The sequence below is a fragment of the Corynebacterium flavescens genome, assembly GCF_008693105.1.
GTDB classification, from domain to species: Bacteria; Actinomycetota; Actinomycetes; order Mycobacteriales; family Mycobacteriaceae; genus Corynebacterium; species Corynebacterium flavescens.
This window is the reverse complement of sequence record NZ_VXKK01000018.1, coordinates 111,348-130,035: the sequence shown is the minus strand read 5'-3', so window position 1 is coordinate 130,035 and position 18,688 is coordinate 111,348. Positions and strand designations below refer to the sequence as shown.

The following is an 18,688-nucleotide window of genomic DNA, read 5'->3' as shown; positions in this document are numbered from 1 at the left end:
AGGATTGCGCCGCCTTACCTAAGTCCCTAGCCAAGGGTGTTCTTTCCCAGAAACTGGTCAACAACCGCACCAAAGAGTTTGATTCCCACCCCAATAGCGCGCTCATCCACGATGAGGTCCCCCATGTGTAGATCGTGCTGCTCGCCCTCCCCCGACCAGCAGCCCAGCCGCGCCATGGAACCGGGCACATGCTCGAGATACCAGGAGAAATCCTCGCCTCCCGAGGACTGCGGCGCCTGCACCACTGCCTGTGGGTCGATCGCCTGAGCGGCGGAGGCAAGCATGGCGGTAGCAACGTCGTCATTCAGCACGGGGGGAACCCCGCGGTGATAATCAAGCTCGTAGTCCACGCCGACGGGAGCCAGCACCTGCCCCACCAACTCGCTAAATAGACCCTGAATCTGGCGCCACACCGCGATGTCCGCGGTGCGTAGGGTGCCGCTGAGCGAGCCAAGCTTGGGGATAGCATTCGGCGCGTATCCGGAATCAACTTGTCCAAAGACCAGCACCGTTCCGGTGCGCGGATCCACCCGGCGAGAGAGCAGAACCGGCAGCTCCGTGATGAGTTTGCCCAGGGCATAGACCACGTCACCCGTGAGGTGCGGGCGCGACGTATGCCCTCCCGGGCCCTTGACCTTAATCTCCACGACGTCCGTGGCCGAGGTGATGGCGCCGGCGCGCACGCCGATGCGGCCCACCCGCAACTTCGGCTCCGCGTGAATGGCGAAGATGGAGTTAACCCCCTCGAGCGCACCCCACTCAATAACGTCCGTGGCGCCGCCAACCCACAGCTCCTCGGCAGGCTGGAAGATGATACGGATGCCGATGGGCAGGCCGTGCTCGCGCTCATAATCCCCCAGCGCGCAAGCTAGGCCGAGGGCAATGGTGGTGTGGACATCGTGCCCACAGGCGTGCATCACGCCGGGGTTCTCCGAGCTAAACTCCAGCCCAGTAACCTCCGTGACGGGCAGCGCATCGATATCCGCGCGGAAGGCCAGACGCCCCAGCTCGATCTCGGGGCCAATGTCCACCATCAGTCCCGTCTCTGGGAAACGTTGCGGCTCGAGTCCGCGCTCACGCAGCCGCGCCTCAATGTATGCGGTGGTGGCGACCTCGTGGTTCGATACCTCCGGATGGCGGTGGATATGCCGACGCCATGCGATGACCTCGGCGCGATGAGCCGTGAACCATTCGTCGATGAATGCCGAGACCATGCCTACCTCTTCTTAAAACCTAGCGCTAGCAACTGAGCGTCGAACCCACTTACCCTCCAAGATTCTACAACTAGACTATGCGGTTCAGTTAGCGCCCCAGTTCACCGGAGGAATATACAAAGATGTACACCCTAAGCTATGCCCAGCCGCGCTAGGCGACGCCGCTCGATATAGTCCCGCGGAAAAGGCGCCAAGTCCGCTATTTTGTCCTCCAATTGCCCAGACGAACGGCTGCAATGATGACGTTCCACGAGCGCATCAGCGCCGGGCAACAACAAGCCAGGCGGGACTTCCAGGGCTAGCGCCAACTTGTAAATGGTAGACAGCTGCGGATCCGCCATGGAATGCGGCCCGTTCTCATTTCTTTCCAGGTTGCAGATTTGCGAGCGCGAGACCCCTGAAATCTCCGCCAACGCCTGCTGAGACAGCCGCCGCGCGTGACGTGCACTGCGCAGCAGCTGTGAAAAACCGTGGCCGTAGCTCGACCACATGAGCCTATGAATAGACACTTTTTGCCTCCCCCGAGTACTTGGGAAGACAGCTTAGCCTAAAGGTCGATATTGCGCGGGCCGTAGAGGCGATCTCCCGCGTCCCCCAAGCCGGGCACGATGTAGGCATCCTCATTGAGAGCTGGGTCGATGACAGCGGTAACCAAGCGTACGGGCAGGCCGGAATTAGCCAGAGCATCGACGCCGGGCTTGGCCGAGACCATGCAGATAGCCGTGATGTCTGTGGCGCCACGATCCGCGAGCAGGCGCAACGAATGCAGCAGAGAGCCGCCCGTGGCCAGCATGGGGTCAACGACAAATACGGTGCGCCCGCTGAGATCGTGCGGCAGCGCCTCGAGGTAGGGCACCGGCTGGTGCGTCTTCTCGTCGCGCGCCATACCGATGAAGCCAACCTGTGCGTCCGGAATCATCGACAAAGCCGGATCAATCATTCCCAGTCCTGCGCGAATGATCGGGACCACGATCGGTGGATCCTGCAGGCGCGTTCCCTTGGCCACCGCCACGGGGGTCTGGCAGTCGAAGTTCTCAACCGCCAAGTCGCGCGAGGCCTCATAAACGAGCATCGCTCCAAGATCGCGGAGGGCCTCGCGGAAGGCGGCGTTATCACTGCGGGCATCTCTCATCAGCGTCAGGCGGGAAGCGGCAAGGGGGTGATCTACTACGTGGATTTCCATAAACACCACTCTAAACTTTTGGGAACCTTCACGGGTAGCGGGAAGTCCAATAGCCCATGACAACCTTTGCGATAGACACGGAATACGCTCGCCGCCTCTCCCATGAACTGTTCCAGGCCTCCCAGGGATCGAATCCTCCTCCTCCGCCCTTGCCGGGTGATTCTTCTCTGGCACACTTTTCTCAGTGCCTCCACGCGGCGCTGCTTAACGTGGGCACGCGCACCGACAGGCTGCGCGGCGACCTCGACCATCTCGCACGCTTTGGCCTGCGCATGGCCCACGAGGCAGAGACCACAGAGAGTGCTCACTCTGCCGCGCTGGGAGGCAGGGGCTGATGATTGATGTAGCACTCAAGCGCATCCAAGGACTCATTCCAGCCCCTCTGCCACGCGTCGAGCTTCCCGCGTTGCCAGATATGGCTGCCGTTGAGCCCCTGGCAGACATCGCTCACGGGGATCCCTCGCGGATTCTCGAGGTCGCCCGCCTTATCGCCAGCGATGAAGAAGCCATAGATAAAGCCGTGAACGAGGCCGCTGCCCTGTGCTCGCGCGCCGGCGCGGATCTGCTGGCCATCGCAGGCGGCCTCATCGCCAAGGCGCTCCCCTTGAGTTTCGGTCTTCTCGCGCCTAACCCGGCTCTCAACCTCGTCGCGCGGGCGGGCATCGAGGCGCTCATGGCCCAGCACGTGGCTTTAGCCTTGGCGCGAATCCAGCAGCTCATGCAGGAACTCGTGAGCGTGGCTAGACCTTTGCTTAGCATTGCCAGCCGCGAGATCTATTCCACCGTCTCTGAGCCCGACTCCCCGGAGGCTTCTCATGCCCCCGCACATGCGGTCAAAGAGCCCACGCCGCTTGGCCTAGTTCCAACACCCGATCCTCCAGCAGCTCAGGGAGCGCAAGAGTCCTCTGGCCAAGGTGCCGCAGCAGTCGCAGCTGCCAAGAGCCAGATCGGCACCCCCTATGTCTGGGGAGGAACGGGCAATGGCGGCTTCGATTGCTCCGGGCTGACCCAATGGGCCTGGCGGCAGGCGGGCGTAGAGCTGCCGCGCACCGCGGACGCACAGGCGGTGGGCCGCCAGATCAGCGCCGAGGAGCTGCAGGCGGGCGACCTCGTGGTCTGGGACGGGCACGTGGCCATGTATGCAGGCAACGGCGAAATGGTAGAGGCCGGCAGCCCAGTGCAGACTAGTCCTTTGCGCACCACGAATATGGGCATGGGTTTCAAGGGCTTTTGGCGCCCTACCGGTTAAGCGCAGCCGCCGCGGGTTGGGTAAACTGGCTCTTCATGAGCGAGCGCACAATTGTTCCGGTCCGGCTATCTATGAGCGAGGGGGACTTCTATACCCTCTGGGCGCCCAAGTGGCGCCAAAACGGCTCCGAGTGGCAGGCCTTTTTGGGAGATGAAGATGCAGTCTTGGGCTTCGAGTCGGAGGCCGCACTGCTGTGTTTCCTGGAGTCGGGCCAACGCCATGACTTGCTCGATCACCCCGATTGGGACACCTTTGCGGCTTCCGGCGCCAACCGCGTCACTCCCACGGCGCAGCACCTCTATGATCTGATTGGCCTGCCGGACTACCTGGCGGGACGGCCCAGCTATGACAATGTCGCCGCCGTCGGGCGCGGCTTGGAAATCGTAGAGGCGCTGGCTACCGTCACTGCGGCCGAGCACGCTGTCATTTTCTTTGCCTCGCACTCCATCCTGCGCAACGCCTCCCGCGGCGCGGATCACTATTCCGGAGACCAAGGTATGAGCGAGTGGACCGGGCTGGGCCGCGTGGTATTGAGCAACTGGAAGCAGGTCATGGAGGACCTTGACGCCCAGGTCAAGGCTGTTGAGTCCACGGATTTCTCCGCCGCTGAACTCGAGGATGCTCAGGAGCGAATCACCGCTGCAGCTGCCGCAGCCCAGGAGCGCCGTGACAAACGCGCACAGGAGAAGGAAGAAAAGGACAAGGCCACCGATCCTTATGACAAGACCGTCTGGGCTGCCGCCGGTATTGACCCGATCAAGGTCACGGTCGATCTGAAGTCGGTCTACACTCTGCGCACCTACCTCGATGGCAAGCCCATCTTCCTAGGCAAGTGGGGCGAGATCTACACCTTCGATACGCCCAAGACTCTCGTGCGCTGGATCATGGAGAATGACGATCACGGTCTGGCCCGCGTCTCCACCTGGGAGGACATCGTCGCCGCAGCCAACGCCGGGGAACTTGAGGTCAGCGTGCACCCGGAGAACCAATACACCTTCACCGGAATCGTGCGTGACATTGACAAGGGCCCAGAGTCCGTCGATGCCACACAGATGGGCCGCTGCTACGAGGTCTGCGCGGACGCCGCGGACTGGGCCGGGGATGACTCGATCAACTCCTACATGCTGGCCAACCCGCGCTTCCAGGATTACCTGGGTTATATGCTCGGTTCCACCGAACACGCAGGCTACGTGCCCTCCAAGCCCTATACGCAACACGCCGAGGCGTGGAAGGGCCTCGAGGAGATGCTGGTCAAGCGTTTCTCCAAGTTCTAAGGCGCTAGCCTTCAAGCCCCGTGCGCAGGGCCTCCGCAAAGTGTCTAAACATCTTCCGCGAGGCCCCAGCGGCGGGGCGTATTTGATCAAAGATGTGATAGGCACCCGGGATAACCTCGACGGTGGTGTCCACTCCCGCACCTCGCAGGCGCCGCGCATAGTCCACGACTTCATCGTGGAAGAGGTCGAGCTCCCCCACCACCAGCCACGTGGGCGGAAGTCCCTGAAGGTCTTCCCGCCGCCCCGGCGCGGCATAGCGCTTCAGGCCCTCACTCCGGTGGTTCTTGCCCAGATAGGAAGACCAGGCCGCGCGATTGAAGGGCGCGGTCCACATGAACTTCCCCACCGCGCCCTCCTTGTCAGGGGTGCGATTATCGAGCATGGGGTAAATGAGCGCCTGGAAACACACCGGATGCCCCTCGTCGAAGGCCCGCTGTGTCACGGCGGCGGCGAGTCCCCCGCCTGCACTGTCCCCGGCAATGGCGATGCGCTGCTTGTAGAAGCCCATTTCCTCCGCAGGTTCCTGCGCCCACCGCAGGGCGGCATAACAGGCATTAAGGCCTGCGGGAAAGAGCGCTTGCGTGGACTTGGGATAGTACGGGGAGATGACCACCGCGCCCAGCGTCGCTGCCAGCTCGGAGTTCTGGGGATCGTAGAAGGCGGGACTACCAATCAAGTGACCGCCGCCGTGCATCCACAGCACCGCCGGGGCCGGTACTTGAGCTGCAGGCGGGCGAAGTATGCGCACGTGGAAGTCATGGCCTTCACACTCGCCGGCAATCTCCTTTACTTCGACTGGCTGCCGCATCGCCCGTGCCAGATTCACGGAGCGAATGAGCACGCTTAGTGGGGCCACCACGCATCCGGGGATGAACGCGGAGTCAAGGTAGAGAAACGGGGAGCGCAACTCCGGTGCGACGGCGCGCGTCAGCCGGTGGCGTTTATATCCCCACCACCCTGTTGCGACACCTGCAGCTATTCCAGCCGCGGCGAAGACCCCCCTGCGCATCACTCCTCCTCGCCCTGGGCAAGCTCCTCATAGGCGGGCAAGATGACTTCCTCGATGAGCACTTGACGCTCCTCCTGGGAGCTAAAGGAGTTCTCGATGGCCTTGATCGTCAGATCAAAGTACTCCTCCAGCCCGTAGCCAAAGGCCTGCGTCAGGGCCACAAAGCTCTCATTGATATCGCCGGCACCAGCGCTCAGAGCGCAGGTAAAGCCCAGCTGCTGCAACAGGGGAAGCGGATGATCGGGCAGCTCGGCGACCTCGCGGAGTGGATCGAAGCTCAGCGCGATGTGGCGATCCCTAATCCAGCAGGACACCGTTCCTGGGCGGATGCCGTCGAGGTCGGCACCGAAGTCGTCGATAAGCTGCGTGGCATGCGCCAGGCGGGTGGCGCCTGCCTGGACCGCGGCGGCGACCGCTTGGAAGTCCTCGCCTTCTACATCGGCGACGAAGGGAACGAAGTTAGCACGCAGGTCTGCCACCACCTGCTCATCGAGCTCACCACTGATGACGTAGCCGGCCACCGTCGATCCTTTGCGGGCGATGGCGGACTGCGGCGCGCTGGTCAGCAACAGCCGGGCATCTATCCCCTCTACACCCAGTGCGGATTCGGCGGCCTCGAGCGCCGCCTCGACGCCGAAGCCATAGGACTGCGGATCGAGGCGAATCTCGGCGTAGACCACGTTATCCTTTACTAGATTCTCAACCGTGGTGCGCAGGGCGGCGGTCAATTCCTCCGGCGTGGTCGGCATCTGCGCCGGTTCAAAAGTTACGTCAATATCAACTTTAGGCAGGCCCGCGAGAATTTCCGGAGAGTAGTCCTTATTCTCGGGGCTGATAAGAGGCGCGTCATGCATATGGACCATAGTAGGCATGGGCCTAAGATGTGTCATGCTATGAAGAAAACTGTCCTCACGACCCTTCTCGCGATCGCGTTGAGTGCGCCTGTGGCCGCCGGCCAAGAGCTTCCCGCACCCGCGAGCGAGACCTCAACCCGTACCGAGGCGCCGAATACGGATAACTGCCCGCACGCCCTCGTGCCGGAGGATCCGGTGACCACCTCCGAGCGTCTCGCCCCCAATGCCACCGCCCCCACTCCCCTGCCTGCGGTGGACAGTGCGGAGTCTTGCGGGGTGACCGTTCCCGCCGGATTCGAGGTCAGCCCGGAGGTCGTTGCCTCTGCATGGATGGTCTCCGACATCGACACCGGCGAGGTCATCGCCATGAAAGATCCCAACGGCCGTTACCGGCCGGCCTCCATCATCAAGGCGCTCTTGGCCCTCGTCGTCATCGACGAGCTTGACCTTAACCGCAAGGTGGAGGTCACCCAGGAATCCGCCGATGCGGACGGTTCCGCGGTTGGCATCGGCCCTGGTGGGAATTACACCGTAGAGCAGCTGCTCGACGGCCTCCTCCTGGCCTCCGGCAACGATGCCGCCCATGCCTTGGCCCAAGCCCTCGGCGGCGACGAGGTGGCCTTGGATAAGGTCAACGCCTTGGCCCACCAGCTGGGCACGCGCTCCACGCATGCCTCGAGCTACTCAGGGCTTGACGCCGCAGGAATGTCGACGTCCGCCGAGGACATTTCCCTCATCTACCAGGCGGCTTTTTTGAACCCGACCTTCGCGCGCATCGTGGGCACCGAGCACGTTGATTTCCCCGGCTGGGGCGATATGCCTGGCTATGAGTTGTGGAATGACAACCACCTCTACCTCAACGATCCGGAAGGAATCGGCGGCAAGACCGGCTTTACTGACGACGCCCACCATACCTTCGTCGGCGCCCTCAACCGCGACGGCCGCAGGCTGCAGGCAGTGCTTCTCGACACCACTGTCGAGCACGGCTACCGCCCCTGGGAACAGGCGCAGACCCTCCTCCACGAGGCTTATAAGGTCAAGCCCGGGCAAGGCGTAGGCACGCTGCAGCGCGCCTCAGCGCCCGCAACCGTCACCGCTACGCCAACGTCTACTCCTACACCCGCGCCTACCGCCGTGGCTGCGGGAGCGGATTCCTCCGTGCGCGGCATCGAAGGCTGGGCCGGGTGGGCGGTGGCAGCACTCGTGGCCCTGCTCGTGATTATTGGAGGGGCTTTTTCACTACTTCGGCGTTAGCGATCTCGTCGTGCGTGCCGCGCATGCCCTTGGCCGGGGTGATCGTGCCGAGATACACCATGCCCGCGATGAGGCCAACGACCTGGCCAATACCAGGAACCACGTTGATGAGGCGCCACCACTGACGCTTCGCGGACTGCGCGACGCTCAGCTTCTGCTTGGTCTCAATGTCCCGGACTCGGTAGCCCATGGCCAGCTTGGCCGGGCTTCCGCCTGCTAGGACCTCAAAGCCCAAGGCATAGAGCGCCATCACTAGGCCAGTGACGACCACAAGGACATCGGAATTGAAAACCACCGCGAGCGGCGCGGTCAGCAGTGAGGCCGCCGCGGTGGCCAGGAAGAAATCCACCACGGCCATGAGAAACCGCGTTCCGCCAGTGGGACGCTGTGCGGCCGCCTCGGCGCTGCCTGCCTGAGGAACCGGCTGATTAGTGAAGTGGTTTTGCTGCAGGGGATCTCCATAAGGAGAGGAAGGAGCAGCTCCTGCCTGCGCGTAGGTCGGCGCATAAGAACCGTACGTGGTGTTCTGCGGCTGCGGGTTGGCAGCCGGCCATTCGCCGTGCTGCGCCAAGAAGCTCAGCGTGGACCACGTGGGCTGCATGCCCTGATCGATTCCTTGATCATAGGTGGCGCGCTTTTCCGGGGAGGAGAGAATCTGCTGGGCGGTACGAACCTGGGCCAGCTCGTCGCTCTCCCCTAAAAACCCCAGAGAACCGAGCTGCGCTTGCTTGGCTTCCAGAAGGATGCTCAGCTCGCGGCAGGTATCACGACTGTCGAGAGAAAAGTGAGTATAAAGGTCTGCGGCAGGGGAATCGAGGCTCATGCCAGACATTCTAGAGCCATCGCCCGACAAAGCGCCGAAAGCACCCCGCCTACTTGCGCCCCCGCAGGCTGAGCAGGCCAGCTGCGAGCGCGCCAAGCGCCGCCCCCGCGCCTACGCTTAGCCCCACAGGCGGGCCCTTCTTAATCTCGTTGCGCACGCGGATGACCGCTGGCTCTGGCACGGGTGGCTTCACGAGCTCCAGGGATTCTTCTGTGGTTGCCGTCCACGCCGAGACATAAAGGACAACGCGCCACAGCAGGTACATCACCACCATCAGCACGATGACCGGGCCGAATACTGCGCCGGCGGGGTTGCCCGCAGCCGAGGACATGATAAGCGTCGAGGCCTGCTTGAGGATCTCGAGCGCCACCGCACCTATCACCGCACCGATGAGACCAGAGCGCAGCGGAACCCGCGTGCGCGGTAAGAATACAAGCATCCACCAGACAACGAGGAAGTTGGCGATGAGCCCGGCCACCAGCCCAATAAGAAAGACCACCCAGCCGCTGCCGGGGAAGGATTCAATGCCGAGGAGGTCAAAAATCCGGGTGCTCAGGCCGGAAGTCCCAGCCACCGTCACACCGAAGGCAATGGCGAGGGCGACAAGCAGCCCTACTAGGCCTAGGAAATCGGAGATCTTGGTGCGCACAAAACCGCCGCCGTCATTTGGGTCAATGCCCCACATCGCGGAGATTCCAATGCGCAGGTTGCCCATCCAGCCCAGCCCCGACCACAAGGTGGTCAGGCCGCCGACGCCGAACATGGCGCCACGCTGGGCGACGGCCGTCTCCAGGACCTGGTTGAGCGTCCCTCCCAGCTCGCCCGACACGGACTCCGCGATACGCCCCTGGAGCTGATCGAAGAGATCCGGGCGTGCAGCAAGCACCGTGGCGGCCGTGGCCACCGCAATCATCAGCAGCGGAAAGACAGCGAGCACGGAGTAATAGGTAATTCCCGCCGCGTACTGGTTGCCGCCTGCCCCGCTATAACGGTCATTCATGCGGAGGAGATGATCAACGAAGGGCGAGCGCTCGCGCACCTTTTCTACCGGCCCCGGCTTATCGGCGTGCGCGCGCTCAATCCCATACTCGTCGCTGCGGGATGCGTCGGACTGCGTTGTCGTGGCCATGCCATCACCTTTCTGTAACTTATCTCACATCTTAGCCGCGGTTGGGTGGCGCGGTATGGGGAGGCGACATCGCCAAGCGCCGGAAACTGAAACTAACGGCGACGCGGGAGGAAGCCAACCTTGGAATAGACCTCATCGACCAGGGGATCCGCCACCTCGCGGGCGCGCGCGGCGCCCTTGGCCAAAATGTTCTCAATCTCGGCGGGATCCGCCATCAGCTCATCGAATCGCGCCTTGAGCGGGGTGGTGAAAGCCTCGAGCGCCTCGGCGGTGTCGACCTTGAGGTGGCCGTATCCCTTGCCCTGATACTTCTCCACCAGGGAATCGATGCTCTTCCCGCTCAACTTGGACTGAATGACCAACAAGTTGGCCACACCCGGCTGCTTCTCCCTGTCGAAGGCCACCACACCTAGGTCATCGGTGACGGCGGACTTGATGCGCTTGGCCGAGGTCTTGGGCGCGTCCAGCAGGTTGATAATGCCCTTGGGATTATCCCCCGACTTCGACATCTTGGAGGTGGGATCCTGCAAATCGTAGATCTTGGCCGAGCCCTCCGGAATGAAGGGCTCAGGCACACGGAAGGTCTCCCCGAAGCGCGAGTTGAAGCGCTCGGCCAGGTTGCGAGTGAGCTCGAGGTGCTGGCGCTGATCCTCGCCCACGGGCACGTAGTGCGGCGAGTACAGCAGAATATCCGCCGCCATGAGCATGGGGTAGGTAAACAGCCCCACCGTGGTGCGATCCGAGCCCTGCTTGGCCGACTTATCCTTGAACTGCGTCATCCGCGAGGCCTCACCGAAACCGGTCAAGCACTGCAGGACCCACGTCAACTCCGTGTGAGCGGGCACGTGCGACTGCACGAAGAGCGTGGACTTATCCGGGTCAATACCCAAGGCGATGAGCTGCGCCACGCCCGCAATGGTGCGCCGACGCAACTCCTCCGGATCCTGCGCCACGGTGATGGCATGCAGATCCGGGATGAAGTAGAAAGCATCATAGCTATCTTGCAGGTCTATCCACTGCTTCAAGGCCCCGAGGAAGTTACCCAGGTGATAGGAGTCCGCGGTGGGCTGGATGCCGGAAAGTACGCGAGAGAAAGAAGAAGTGTGCTCGGTCATGATTGTCCTCATTGAGATGTTCCCCGCTGCCCGGGGAGGGGTGGTGTAGACATACGGATAAAGGGAGCAGGAAAGACTTCCCCACTCCCCCCTCTATTCAGGCGCCGCGCTCTGGTTTAGAGCTTGCGGGACGTTGGATTACGAACGTCCAAGAATACGGCGAAAGCGCTCACGATGAAGGCTCCGCCGATACCCTGCAAAATGATCGGTGCCAAGAAGGCGAATGATGGGCCAATAACGGTCCACCACCAAATACCCAGGGCGAGCAAAACAGCGCCGAGGACCAAGTAAATGAGCGCGCGGGTCATGAGCTTCTCCAGTGCAGATTAGAATTAAAGACGGATTTACTCTACCACTATAGGTCTTAGCTGTATTCGACTACGAGCGGAGAATGGTCTGACCAACGTTGCTCCACCGTGGGCGCCCTGTCTACCCAGGCGCGCTGTGCCCGGTCAAGCATGGCACGGGTGGCTGCCTGGTAGTCAATGCGCCAACCCGCGTCATTGTTAAAAGCCTGTCCGCGGTAGGTCCACCACGTATAGGGCCCCTTTGCCTCAGGCTGCAAACGTCGAGCCACATCGAACCACTGCGGATTACGCGCCGCCTCCCACGTGGTGCGCGCCGAATAGTTCACCACCCCGAGGTAATTGCCGAGGCCCTTCTTCTCCTGCGGGGCGGCATCAGGAAAAGACCCGAAGACATGATCCATGAAGGCCCGCTCCTCCGGCAGGTGCCCGGCCTTCTTCTCATTGGGCTTATTGTTCTTCAGGTCCTGGGCGCGGTGGCAGATATTCCAGTCCCCGCCGATGACCATCTCCGGGTAGGCCTCCGCGGCCCTGTCCAAGACCCCGGCGAACTGATCAAGGAAAGTGTACTTCTCATCCAGCTTGGGACTCCCGACGTCCCCCGAAGGCAGGTAGAGCGAGGCCACCCGAATCCCCGCGGTGGTGGCCGCCAGCCAGCGCCCGGAATCAGTGAAGTCCCCGAAACCAGTCTCCACATCCTCCAAGGGGGTGCGCGAGAGGATAGCCACTCCCGCGCGCCCCTTGGCCGCAGCTTCTGCTTGGACGAGGTTCCAGCCCCGGTCCAGGGAGGGCGCCAGCGCTTTTTCGGTCTCCTTTGGGTTAGCGCGGACCTCCTGGAGCAAAACGACGTCCGCGGCAGTGTTCTCCAGCCAGGCGTTCATGCCCGGGTTATCTTCGTTGCGCTGCTTGCAGGCGGCACGAATGCCGTTGACGTTGACGGTGGCGATGCAAAAAGTCATGCGCTCAAGCATAACCACCGCGCCAGACACGCGGCCTATGCCCGGCGGGCCAGGCGCTTCTTATCCCACTGCGTAACGCCCCAGACCAGGCAGGCGGCGGCGGCGAGGCCGGCACCCGCCACCGCTGGGGCGGAGTATCCCAAGCCTGCGCCGACCACGATGCCACCAATCGCGGCGCCGGAGGCGTTCGCGATGTTGAGGGCGGATTGATTGAGTGCGGAGGCTAGTGTCTGCGCGTCCCCGGCTACTTGCACGAGCCGCAGCTGCAGGGAGGGCACCAACGTGGAGCCGAAGAAGGCAACGATGCCGAAGAAGATAGAACCCAGGATGGCGCTGGAAGAGAAGAAGTAAAAACACAGCAGCGCTACTACAAGCATTCCCAACGCGAAGATAATTCCAAACTCGAGGTTGCGGTCAGCGAGCCAGCCACCGAAGGTATTGCCCACAGTCATGCCGATGCCGTAGACCATCAGCACCGCCCAGATGAGACTCGAGCTCAGGCCGGCAACCTCCGTCATGGTCCAAGAAATGTAGGTATAGACGGAGAACATGCCGCCGAAGCCGACGACGCCCATGATGACGGTCAGCCACACCTGCGAGTTCTTAAAGGCCTTGAACTCGGTGGAGATATCCGTGGAAGGCATTTCCGTCATGTGCGGCATGAGGAAGAACAGCAGCGTGGCGGTCGTGGCGCCTAAGAGAACCACCAGCACGTAGGCCGCATGCCAGCCCAAGGCCGAGCCGAGCGCCTGAGCGGCCGGAACGCCGATGACCGTGGCCACCGCAAGCCCCATGCCGACGAAGGCCATGGCGCGTCCGCGCTGGCCCGGGGGCGACATCGAGGCCGCCGAGAGGTTAGCAACGGAGAAGTAAGCACCATGTGGGAGACCAGCGATGAACCGCGCCGCCATGAGGACCGCGTAATTGGGCGCCAAGACCGAGAGCAGGTTGCCCACGACGAGAAAGGCAATGAGCAACAAGATGAGGCGGCGGCGGGGAAGCTTTCCCGTGAAAGCCGCGATAAGCGGTGCTCCCACCACCACGCCGAGCGCGTAGATGGCGATAAGGGTCGAGGCGTGGTCCTCGGAGATTCCGAAGTCGGCGGCAATGAGCGGGAGAAGGCCCATCGAGACGAACTCGGTCGTGCCGATGGCGAAGGCGCCCAGCGCCATGGCCAGCATGACGATGGTGCGCCGCCCCGGCGTGATTTCGGTCTGGCGAGGCAGCTGTTTCCTGCGCACGTGGATCCTCTTGCTGGCGTGGGCCTCCTGTGCAGATTGCGGGGTCTGCTCATCGATGATTTTCACGAGCAGCCACCTTACAGTCCAGCGCCTTGTTAAGCACGGCCACGCTGGCAGTTAGTGAAAATCCTGACCGGCCCGGGGGATCGGTGATCTTCCTCGCAAAAGAGGTTCTTGCGCACAGCGTCAGGTTTGGTAACATGATTTGAGTTTGCGATAGGCTAACCTAAATCCCTTTACAGGAGGACCATAATGCATCTCTCCCGCGCGGTGACCGCCGCCCTACTGGCCGGCTCCCTCGGCCTCAGTCTCGCCGCGTGCTCCGCGGATGACAGCGGCGAAGGCCAAACCACGTCCTCTGCCGCCTCCAATGGTACCGGGGACAACGGGAACGCTGAGAGCACCGAGCAGTTCCCCGTCACCATTCCCAACGCCTTCGGCGAGACCACCATCGAGAAGGCTCCCGAGCGCGTAGCCTCCGTGGGCTGGGCCAACCACGAGGTTCCCCTCGCCCTGGGCGTTGTTCCCGTAGGCATGTCCAAGACCACCTGGGGAGATGATGACGACAACGGAGTCCTGCCCTGGACCGAGGACAAGCTCAAGGAGCTGGGTGCACAGACTCCCGTCCTCTTCGACGAGACTGACGGCATCCCCTACGAGCAGGTCGCAGACACCAAGCCGGATGTCATCCTGGCCTCCTACTCAGGCATCACGAAGGAGGACTACGACACCCTGTCCAAGATCGCACCCGTCGTGGCCTACCCCGAACTGCCCTGGGAGACCTCCTTGGAGGATATGATCAAGCTCAACTCGCAGGCCATCGGCAAGCAGGCGGAGGGCGAGCAGCTCATCGCAGATCTCAACGATCAAACCGAGCAGGCACTGCAGAAGTACCCCAACCTGGAGGGCAAGAAGGTCCTGTTCACCGCCTTCGGCGGCGGCACGGATAACTCCAAGATCGGCTTCTACACCACCGGCGATCCCCGCATGGGCTTCCTCGCTGACCACGGTATGGGAGTTCCGAAGATCGTCGAGGAAAGCTCGCGTACCTCCGATCAGTTCTGGGTCGAAGTCTCTGCCGAAAAGCCCGAGGACTTCCAGGACGTCGATCTCATCGTGGCCTATTCCTCCGGCAACGCAGCCGACGATCAAAAGATGATCGAGGAGCTGCAGAAAGATCCGCTGAAGTCGAAGATCCCCGCCGTCGAAAAGGGCAACGTTGCTTTCCTCGATGATGGCCCCCTCGGTGCCTCGGCCAACCAGTCCCCGCTGTCTATCCCGTGGGGCATCGACCGTTACTTCGCAGCGCTCAATGAGGGCCTGAAGGCTTAAAGCCTCGTTGTGAATATTAAAAAGACTGCCATTGTGTGCGGGCTTGTGGCCGCCATCGCCTGTGCGATGGTGGCTTCGGTCATGTGTGGCGTCCGCACAATATCTGTATCCGATGCCGTCTCCGCACTGGGGGGCTCCACCGCCAGCGCCGGCGAGGCCGCCGCCTACCTGCGGGTACCGCGCACGATCCTGGCCTTATTCGTGGGCGCCGCTCTAGCTCTGGCTGGCACCACGTTCCAGGCAATGACGCGCAACCCTTTGGCGGATCCCGGAATCTTCGGGGTGCTCTCTGGCGCCTCGCTGGCCGTGGTCGTGGGCATCGCCTTCTTCGGGCTCTCGCGTCCGGTTCCGACCATGATCGCAGCTATCGTCGGTTCCTTCGCAGCCGCCGTATTTGTCTACTTCGTCGGCTCGCTCGGTCGTGGCGGCGCCACGCCGCTCAAGTTAGCCCTGGCCGGGGCTGCCACCGCAGCCGCGTGCTCTAGCCTGGTCAGCGCCGTCCTTTTGCCGCGCGCCGATGTCATGGATGAGTTTCGCTTCTGGCAGATAGGCTCGGTCGGCGGCGCGCAGTGGGATCTCATCGGCATGGCCGCGCCCTTGCTGGTGCTGGGAACCCTCATCGTCCTGGCGTGCTCGACTGGGCTCAATGCCCTCGCGCTTGGCGACGACGTCGCCACCGGACTCGGCATCAACGTCCTGCGCACCCGTGTGCTCTCCGCAGTGGGCGCAGTCATCTTGTGCGGAACGGCCACGGCCCTAGCTGGGCCCATCGCCTTCGTCGGCCTCATCGTTCCCCACGTCATGCGCCTGTTGCTGGGCACTGATCATCGCTGGCTGTTGCCTGCCACCGCTCTCGCCGGGGCCCTGCTGTTGGTCAGCGCGGATACTCTCGGCCGCGTGGTCGCCCGCCCCTCCGAGGTGGCGGTCGGCATTCTCACCCCGCTTATTGGCGCACCTTTATTCATCTGGATCGTGCGCCGGACCAAGGTGCGTGAACTGTGATGACAACTATCAAGCAAGCCCAGCGCGCCCGCGCCCGCTCCTATGCCTGGCGTCTGTGCGCACTCATCCTGCTTGTGGTGGCGCTGTGGCTGGCCAGCCTCATGTTCGGCGAGACCTTCTACGGGCCAGGCAAGGTCCTGCGCGTCATCGCCGGCGAGACCGTGCCTGGCGCCTCCTTTACGGTCGGAGATCTGCGTCTGCCGCGGGCGACCGCCGCCGTCGCGGCGGGGGTGGCCTTCGGCATGGCGGGCGTGACCTTTCAGACGATGCTGCGCAATCAGCTGGCCTCGCCGGACATCATCGGCATCTCCTCTGGTGCCTCGGCCACCGGCATCACGGCCATCATCTTCTTCAACGTCTCCCAGACCACCGTTTCCCTGTTCTCCTTGGCCGCCTCGCTGATCATCGCGGCTCTCATCTACCTGCTGTCGCTCAAGTCCGGGTTCACCGGCACGCGCCTTATCCTCATCGGCATCGGCATAGCGGCCATCTTGCAGGCATGGACCAACTTCGTGCTCTCCAAGGCTGCGTCCTGGGACCTGCCCACAGCCACGCGCTGGATTACGGGTTCCCTCAACACGATGTCGTGGGAGCGTACCCTCCCGCTGCTTGCCACCGTGGCCGTCATAGCCCCGCTGATGATTCTCGCCGGCAACCAGCTTTCTGTGCTGCGCCTGGGCGACGACCTGGCAACCGGCTTTGGACTGCGCGTGAACCTCGTTCGCATTGCCACCATCGTGGGAGCCGTCCTCCTCATCGCCGTGGCCACGGCGGCGACGGGGCCCATCGCCTTCGTCGCTTTCATGTCAGGGCCGATTGCCGCCCGGCTCTTCGGGCCCGGGCCCGCGCTGCTCGCCCCGGCTGCGGCCGTGGGCGCCATCCTCGTGTTGGCGGGTGACCTCGCTGGCCAGTACTTCTTCGGCACCCGCTACCCCGTCGGCGTGATAACCGGCGTGCTCGGCGCACCCTTCCTTATCTATTTGCTCACCCGCACCAACCGTTAAGGAGCAACCATGCAAAGACAACTAGCCGCCCGCGGCATTTCCCTGGGATACGCCGATTCCGACATCATCACCGACTTGAGCGTCGACATCGCCCCCGGCAAGGTCACCTCCATCGTGGGACCCAACGGCTGCGGCAAGTCCACGCTTTTGCGCTCCCTCTCGCGCCTGCTCAAGCCGCGCGGCGGAGAGATCCTCTTGGACGGCAAAGCTATCGCGGAGATCCGCACCAAGGAGCTAGCCAAGTCTCTGGGCCTTCTGCCGCAATCACCGATAGCTCCCGACGGCATCGTCGTGGCCGACCTCGTCGGGCGGGGGCGCACCCCGCACCAAGGCATGCTGGGGAGGTGGAGCACCGAGGACTACGAAATAGTGGAGGAATCGATGCGCACAACTGGCACCTTCGAGCTGGCCGAGCGCTCCATCGACGAGCTCTCCGGCGGCCAGCGCCAGCGGGTATGGATCGCCATGGCGCTCGCGCAACGCACAGATATTTTGCTTCTCGACGAGCCCACCACCTACCTCGACATCAAGCACCAACTCGAAGTCCTCGATCTGCTCACCGACCTCAACGCACAACATGGGACGACCATCGCCATGGTCCTCCACGATCTCAACCTGGCCGCGCGCTATTCCGACGAGCTCATCGCCGTAGCGGACGGCAAAATCTACGCCCAAGGCAGCCCGCGCGAGGTCATCACCTCCGAGTCGGTGCGCCACGTATTCGGCGTGGATTCCCTCATCATCGACGATCCCGTCTCCGGCTTGCCCGCAGTCATGCCCATCGGCCACCACCACGTTCTCTAAGGAACACTTATGCCTTATCATCCCTTCCGCGCCACCGTCGTCTCCACGCAGCGCCTGTCCCCCAACTTCCAGCGCGTGCGCTTGAGCGGCCTTAAGTACATGGGCCCGCGAGGCCACATTCACGATCTGCGCATCAAGCTGATTTTCCCCGGTCCTTCCGGGCTCGTGGAGTTCCCCACCGACACGCAGGAGAATTGGTTCGAGGTCTGGCAAAGCCTCGATCCCGCCACCCGCGGGGCAATGCGGACCTATTCGGTGCGCGAGCTCGACCGCGACACCGGCATCCTCACCGTCGACTTTGTCCTCCACACCGCCCCCGGTCAAGCCGGCCCCGCCTGCACCTGGGCCTCGAGTGCCACCCCCGGCGATGACATCTACGTGGTCGCGCCCAGCGCCGACGATGAATCCGGCCCCGGCATCGAGTTCCAACCCGCCGACGCAAACGAGGTTCACCTCTTTGGCGACGAGACTGCCCTGCCCGCGCTCGCCCGCATCGTCGATGAGTGGCCTAAAACCCTCACCGGCACAATTCACATCGAGGTTCCCACCGCGGCTGATCGCCAGGAGGTCAACGCGCCGCCCGGAGTGAGTATCGAGTGGCTGCCGCGCGAGGATGCGCAGCTCGGGGCCTTGCTTATCGAAGTCCTCTCCCGCCACCGCGGCCTGCCCTCCCCAGCGCCAGAAACGGAGGACGCGCCCGATCCTGACATCCTCTGGGAAACCCCAGCCTTCTCCTCCTCAGGCGAGGAGATTGATCCCCGCACGAGCGGCGGCGCGTACTGGTGGATTGCGGGGGAAAGCGGCGTCGTCAAGCATATGCGCCGGATGCTGGTACGTGGCGCAGGAATCCCCCGCTCCCAGGTCTCTTTCATGGGCTATTGGAAGCGCGGGGCGGCCGAGGGCTAAATATCCCACGCGCCGATCACTAAGTAGGTAT

The 18,688-nt window shown here is 63.0% G+C and carries 20 protein-coding genes; 9 read left to right on the top strand and 11 right to left on the bottom strand.

The annotated features are described in order from the left end of the window. Nucleotides 1-26: 26 nt before the first annotated feature. The 3 genes from F4V60_RS02790 to upp all read right to left on the bottom strand — a co-directional run bounded on the left by F4V60_RS02790 (nucleotide 27) and on the right by upp (nucleotide 2,397). Nucleotides 27-1,214 (bottom strand): M20 family metallopeptidase, encoded by a 1,188-nt coding sequence (locus tag F4V60_RS02790; RefSeq protein WP_075729234.1) that lies wholly within the window; start codon nucleotides 1,212-1,214, stop codon nucleotides 27-29. A 131-nt stretch (nucleotides 1,215-1,345) separates the two neighbouring features. Further along, nucleotides 1,346-1,723 carry a helix-turn-helix domain-containing protein gene (locus F4V60_RS02785; protein ID WP_075729233.1) on the bottom strand — a complete coding sequence of 126 codons (378 nt, stop codon included), beginning with the start codon at nucleotides 1,721-1,723 and terminating at the stop codon, nucleotides 1,346-1,348. 38 nt (nucleotides 1,724-1,761) lie between these two features. After that, on the bottom strand, nucleotides 1,762-2,397 hold the full coding sequence (gene upp / locus F4V60_RS02780) for a uracil phosphoribosyltransferase (protein WP_075729232.1): 636 nt from the start codon (nucleotides 2,395-2,397) through the stop codon (nucleotides 1,762-1,764). A 56-nt stretch (nucleotides 2,398-2,453) separates the two neighbouring features. On the opposite strand from upp, the gene F4V60_RS02775 reads away from it, so the two are divergent. From F4V60_RS02775 to F4V60_RS02765, 3 genes are read left to right on the top strand one after another with little or no spacing between them, the layout of a single operon-like run. Further along, the gene (locus F4V60_RS02775; protein ID WP_075729231.1) at nucleotides 2,454-2,732 is read left to right on the top strand and encodes a hypothetical protein; all 279 of its coding nucleotides are present in this window, start codon (nucleotides 2,454-2,456) and stop codon (nucleotides 2,730-2,732) included. Continuing rightward, entirely contained in the window at nucleotides 2,732-3,646 is a 915-nt protein-coding gene (locus F4V60_RS02770; protein WP_075729230.1) for a C40 family peptidase, read from the top strand. The genes F4V60_RS02775 and F4V60_RS02770 overlap by 1 nt, the downstream gene beginning before the upstream one ends. A 35-nt stretch (nucleotides 3,647-3,681) precedes the next feature. After that, nucleotides 3,682-4,920 carry a hypothetical protein gene (locus tag F4V60_RS02765; protein WP_075729229.1) on the top strand — a complete coding sequence of 413 codons (1,239 nt, stop codon included), beginning with the start codon at nucleotides 3,682-3,684 and terminating at the stop codon, nucleotides 4,918-4,920. Nucleotides 4,921-4,924: 4 nt separating this feature from the next. Here F4V60_RS02765 and F4V60_RS02760 read toward each other — a convergent pair whose 3' ends face one another. Both F4V60_RS02760 and F4V60_RS02755 read right to left on the bottom strand, forming a co-directional pair. After that, nucleotides 4,925-5,929 (bottom strand): alpha/beta hydrolase, encoded by a 1,005-nt coding sequence (locus F4V60_RS02760; protein ID WP_075729228.1) that lies wholly within the window; start codon nucleotides 5,927-5,929, stop codon nucleotides 4,925-4,927. Continuing rightward, nucleotides 5,929-6,783 (bottom strand): amidohydrolase family protein, encoded by an 855-nt coding sequence (locus F4V60_RS02755; RefSeq protein ID WP_075730998.1) that lies wholly within the window; start codon nucleotides 6,781-6,783, stop codon nucleotides 5,929-5,931. The genes F4V60_RS02760 and F4V60_RS02755 overlap by 1 nt, the downstream gene beginning before the upstream one ends. 39 nt (nucleotides 6,784-6,822) lie before the next feature. Between F4V60_RS02755 and F4V60_RS02750 the strand changes: the two genes are divergently transcribed. Continuing rightward, the gene (locus F4V60_RS02750) at nucleotides 6,823-8,037 is read left to right on the top strand and encodes a D-alanyl-D-alanine carboxypeptidase family protein (RefSeq protein WP_075729227.1); all 1,215 of its coding nucleotides are present in this window, start codon (nucleotides 6,823-6,825) and stop codon (nucleotides 8,035-8,037) included. On the opposite strand, the gene F4V60_RS02745 is transcribed toward F4V60_RS02750, so the two are convergent. The 6 genes from F4V60_RS02745 to F4V60_RS02720 all read right to left on the bottom strand — a co-directional run bounded on the left by F4V60_RS02745 (nucleotide 8,003) and on the right by F4V60_RS02720 (nucleotide 13,675). After that, entirely contained in the window at nucleotides 8,003-8,860 is an 858-nt protein-coding gene (locus tag F4V60_RS02745) for an RDD family protein (RefSeq protein ID WP_075729226.1), read from the bottom strand. The genes F4V60_RS02750 and F4V60_RS02745 overlap by 35 nt on opposite strands. Before the next feature lie 49 nt (nucleotides 8,861-8,909). After that, nucleotides 8,910-9,989 (bottom strand): YhjD/YihY/BrkB family envelope integrity protein, encoded by a 1,080-nt coding sequence (locus tag F4V60_RS02740; protein WP_075729225.1) that lies wholly within the window; start codon nucleotides 9,987-9,989, stop codon nucleotides 8,910-8,912. Nucleotides 9,990-10,081: 92 nt separating this feature from the next. Beyond that, complete coding sequence (gene trpS, locus F4V60_RS02735; RefSeq protein ID WP_075729224.1) at nucleotides 10,082-11,104, bottom strand: tryptophan--tRNA ligase; 1,023 nt, start codon at nucleotides 11,102-11,104, stop codon at nucleotides 10,082-10,084. Between the two features lie 116 nt (nucleotides 11,105-11,220). Then, the gene (locus F4V60_RS02730) at nucleotides 11,221-11,412 is read right to left on the bottom strand and encodes a hypothetical protein (RefSeq protein ID WP_075729223.1); all 192 of its coding nucleotides are present in this window, start codon (nucleotides 11,410-11,412) and stop codon (nucleotides 11,221-11,223) included. A gap of 56 nt (nucleotides 11,413-11,468) precedes the next feature. After that, a complete protein-coding gene (locus tag F4V60_RS02725; RefSeq protein ID WP_075730996.1) occupies nucleotides 11,469-12,368 on the bottom strand; it encodes an exodeoxyribonuclease III in 900 nt (299 codons plus the stop codon). A 35-nt stretch (nucleotides 12,369-12,403) separates the two neighbouring features. After that, nucleotides 12,404-13,675, bottom strand: coding sequence for an MFS transporter (locus F4V60_RS02720; RefSeq protein WP_075729222.1), 1,272 nt, complete (start codon nucleotides 13,673-13,675; stop codon nucleotides 12,404-12,406). A 186-nt stretch (nucleotides 13,676-13,861) separates the two neighbouring features. On the opposite strand from F4V60_RS02720, the gene F4V60_RS02715 reads away from it, so the two are divergent. From F4V60_RS02715 to F4V60_RS02695, 5 genes are all read left to right on the top strand, one after another. Beyond that, a complete protein-coding gene (locus tag F4V60_RS02715) occupies nucleotides 13,862-14,941 on the top strand; it encodes an iron-siderophore ABC transporter substrate-binding protein (protein ID WP_075729221.1) in 1,080 nt (359 codons plus the stop codon). Nucleotides 14,942-15,007: 66 nt separating this feature from the next. Then, complete coding sequence (locus F4V60_RS02710; RefSeq protein WP_084559247.1) at nucleotides 15,008-15,943, top strand: FecCD family ABC transporter permease; 936 nt, start codon at nucleotides 15,008-15,010, stop codon at nucleotides 15,941-15,943. Further along, nucleotides 15,943-16,947: a FecCD family ABC transporter permease gene (locus tag F4V60_RS02705; RefSeq protein WP_075729219.1), complete on the top strand. Its 1,005-nt coding sequence runs from the start codon at nucleotides 15,943-15,945 to the stop codon at nucleotides 16,945-16,947. The genes F4V60_RS02710 and F4V60_RS02705 overlap by 1 nt, the downstream gene beginning before the upstream one ends. Nucleotides 16,948-16,956: 9 nt before the next feature. Beyond that, the gene (locus F4V60_RS02700; RefSeq protein WP_075729218.1) at nucleotides 16,957-17,751 is read left to right on the top strand and encodes an ABC transporter ATP-binding protein; all 795 of its coding nucleotides are present in this window, start codon (nucleotides 16,957-16,959) and stop codon (nucleotides 17,749-17,751) included. A 9-nt stretch (nucleotides 17,752-17,760) separates the two neighbouring features. Then, complete coding sequence (locus tag F4V60_RS02695) at nucleotides 17,761-18,657, top strand: siderophore-interacting protein (RefSeq protein WP_075729217.1); 897 nt, start codon at nucleotides 17,761-17,763, stop codon at nucleotides 18,655-18,657. Nucleotides 18,658-18,688 lie beyond the last annotated feature (31 nt).

Coding starts and splice junctions, on each gene's coding strand:
- F4V60_RS02760 (WP_075729228.1), bottom strand. CDS start 5,929: ATGCGCAGGGGGGTCTTCGCCGCGGCTGGAATAGCTGCAGGTGTCGCA.
- F4V60_RS02695 (WP_075729217.1), top strand. CDS start 17,761: ATGCCTTATCATCCCTTCCGCGCCACCGTCGTCTCCACGCAGCGCCTG.
- F4V60_RS02740 (WP_075729225.1), bottom strand. CDS start 9,989: ATGGCCACGACAACGCAGTCCGACGCATCCCGCAGCGACGAGTATGGG.
- F4V60_RS02755 (WP_075730998.1), bottom strand. CDS start 6,783: ATGCATGACGCGCCTCTTATCAGCCCCGAGAATAAGGACTACTCTCCG.
- F4V60_RS02730 (WP_075729223.1), bottom strand. CDS start 11,412: ATGACCCGCGCGCTCATTTACTTGGTCCTCGGCGCTGTTTTGCTCGCC.
- F4V60_RS02750 (WP_075729227.1), top strand. CDS start 6,823: ATGAAGAAAACTGTCCTCACGACCCTTCTCGCGATCGCGTTGAGTGCG.
- F4V60_RS02710 (WP_084559247.1), top strand. CDS start 15,008: ATGGTGGCTTCGGTCATGTGTGGCGTCCGCACAATATCTGTATCCGAT.
- trpS (WP_075729224.1), bottom strand. CDS start 11,104: ATGACCGAGCACACTTCTTCTTTCTCTCGCGTACTTTCCGGCATCCAG.
- F4V60_RS02745 (WP_075729226.1), bottom strand. CDS start 8,860: ATGAGCCTCGATTCCCCTGCCGCAGACCTTTATACTCACTTTTCTCTC.
- F4V60_RS02725 (WP_075730996.1), bottom strand. CDS start 12,368: ATGACTTTTTGCATCGCCACCGTCAACGTCAACGGCATTCGTGCCGCC.
- F4V60_RS02715 (WP_075729221.1), top strand. CDS start 13,862: ATGCATCTCTCCCGCGCGGTGACCGCCGCCCTACTGGCCGGCTCCCTC.
- F4V60_RS02775 (WP_075729231.1), top strand. CDS start 2,454: ATGACAACCTTTGCGATAGACACGGAATACGCTCGCCGCCTCTCCCAT.
- F4V60_RS02790 (WP_075729234.1), bottom strand. CDS start 1,214: ATGGTCTCGGCATTCATCGACGAATGGTTCACGGCTCATCGCGCCGAG.
- F4V60_RS02765 (WP_075729229.1), top strand. CDS start 3,682: ATGAGCGAGCGCACAATTGTTCCGGTCCGGCTATCTATGAGCGAGGGG.
- F4V60_RS02770 (WP_075729230.1), top strand. CDS start 2,732: ATGATTGATGTAGCACTCAAGCGCATCCAAGGACTCATTCCAGCCCCT.
- F4V60_RS02700 (WP_075729218.1), top strand. CDS start 16,957: ATGCAAAGACAACTAGCCGCCCGCGGCATTTCCCTGGGATACGCCGAT.
- upp (WP_075729232.1), bottom strand. CDS start 2,397: ATGGAAATCCACGTAGTAGATCACCCCCTTGCCGCTTCCCGCCTGACG.
- F4V60_RS02705 (WP_075729219.1), top strand. CDS start 15,943: ATGACAACTATCAAGCAAGCCCAGCGCGCCCGCGCCCGCTCCTATGCC.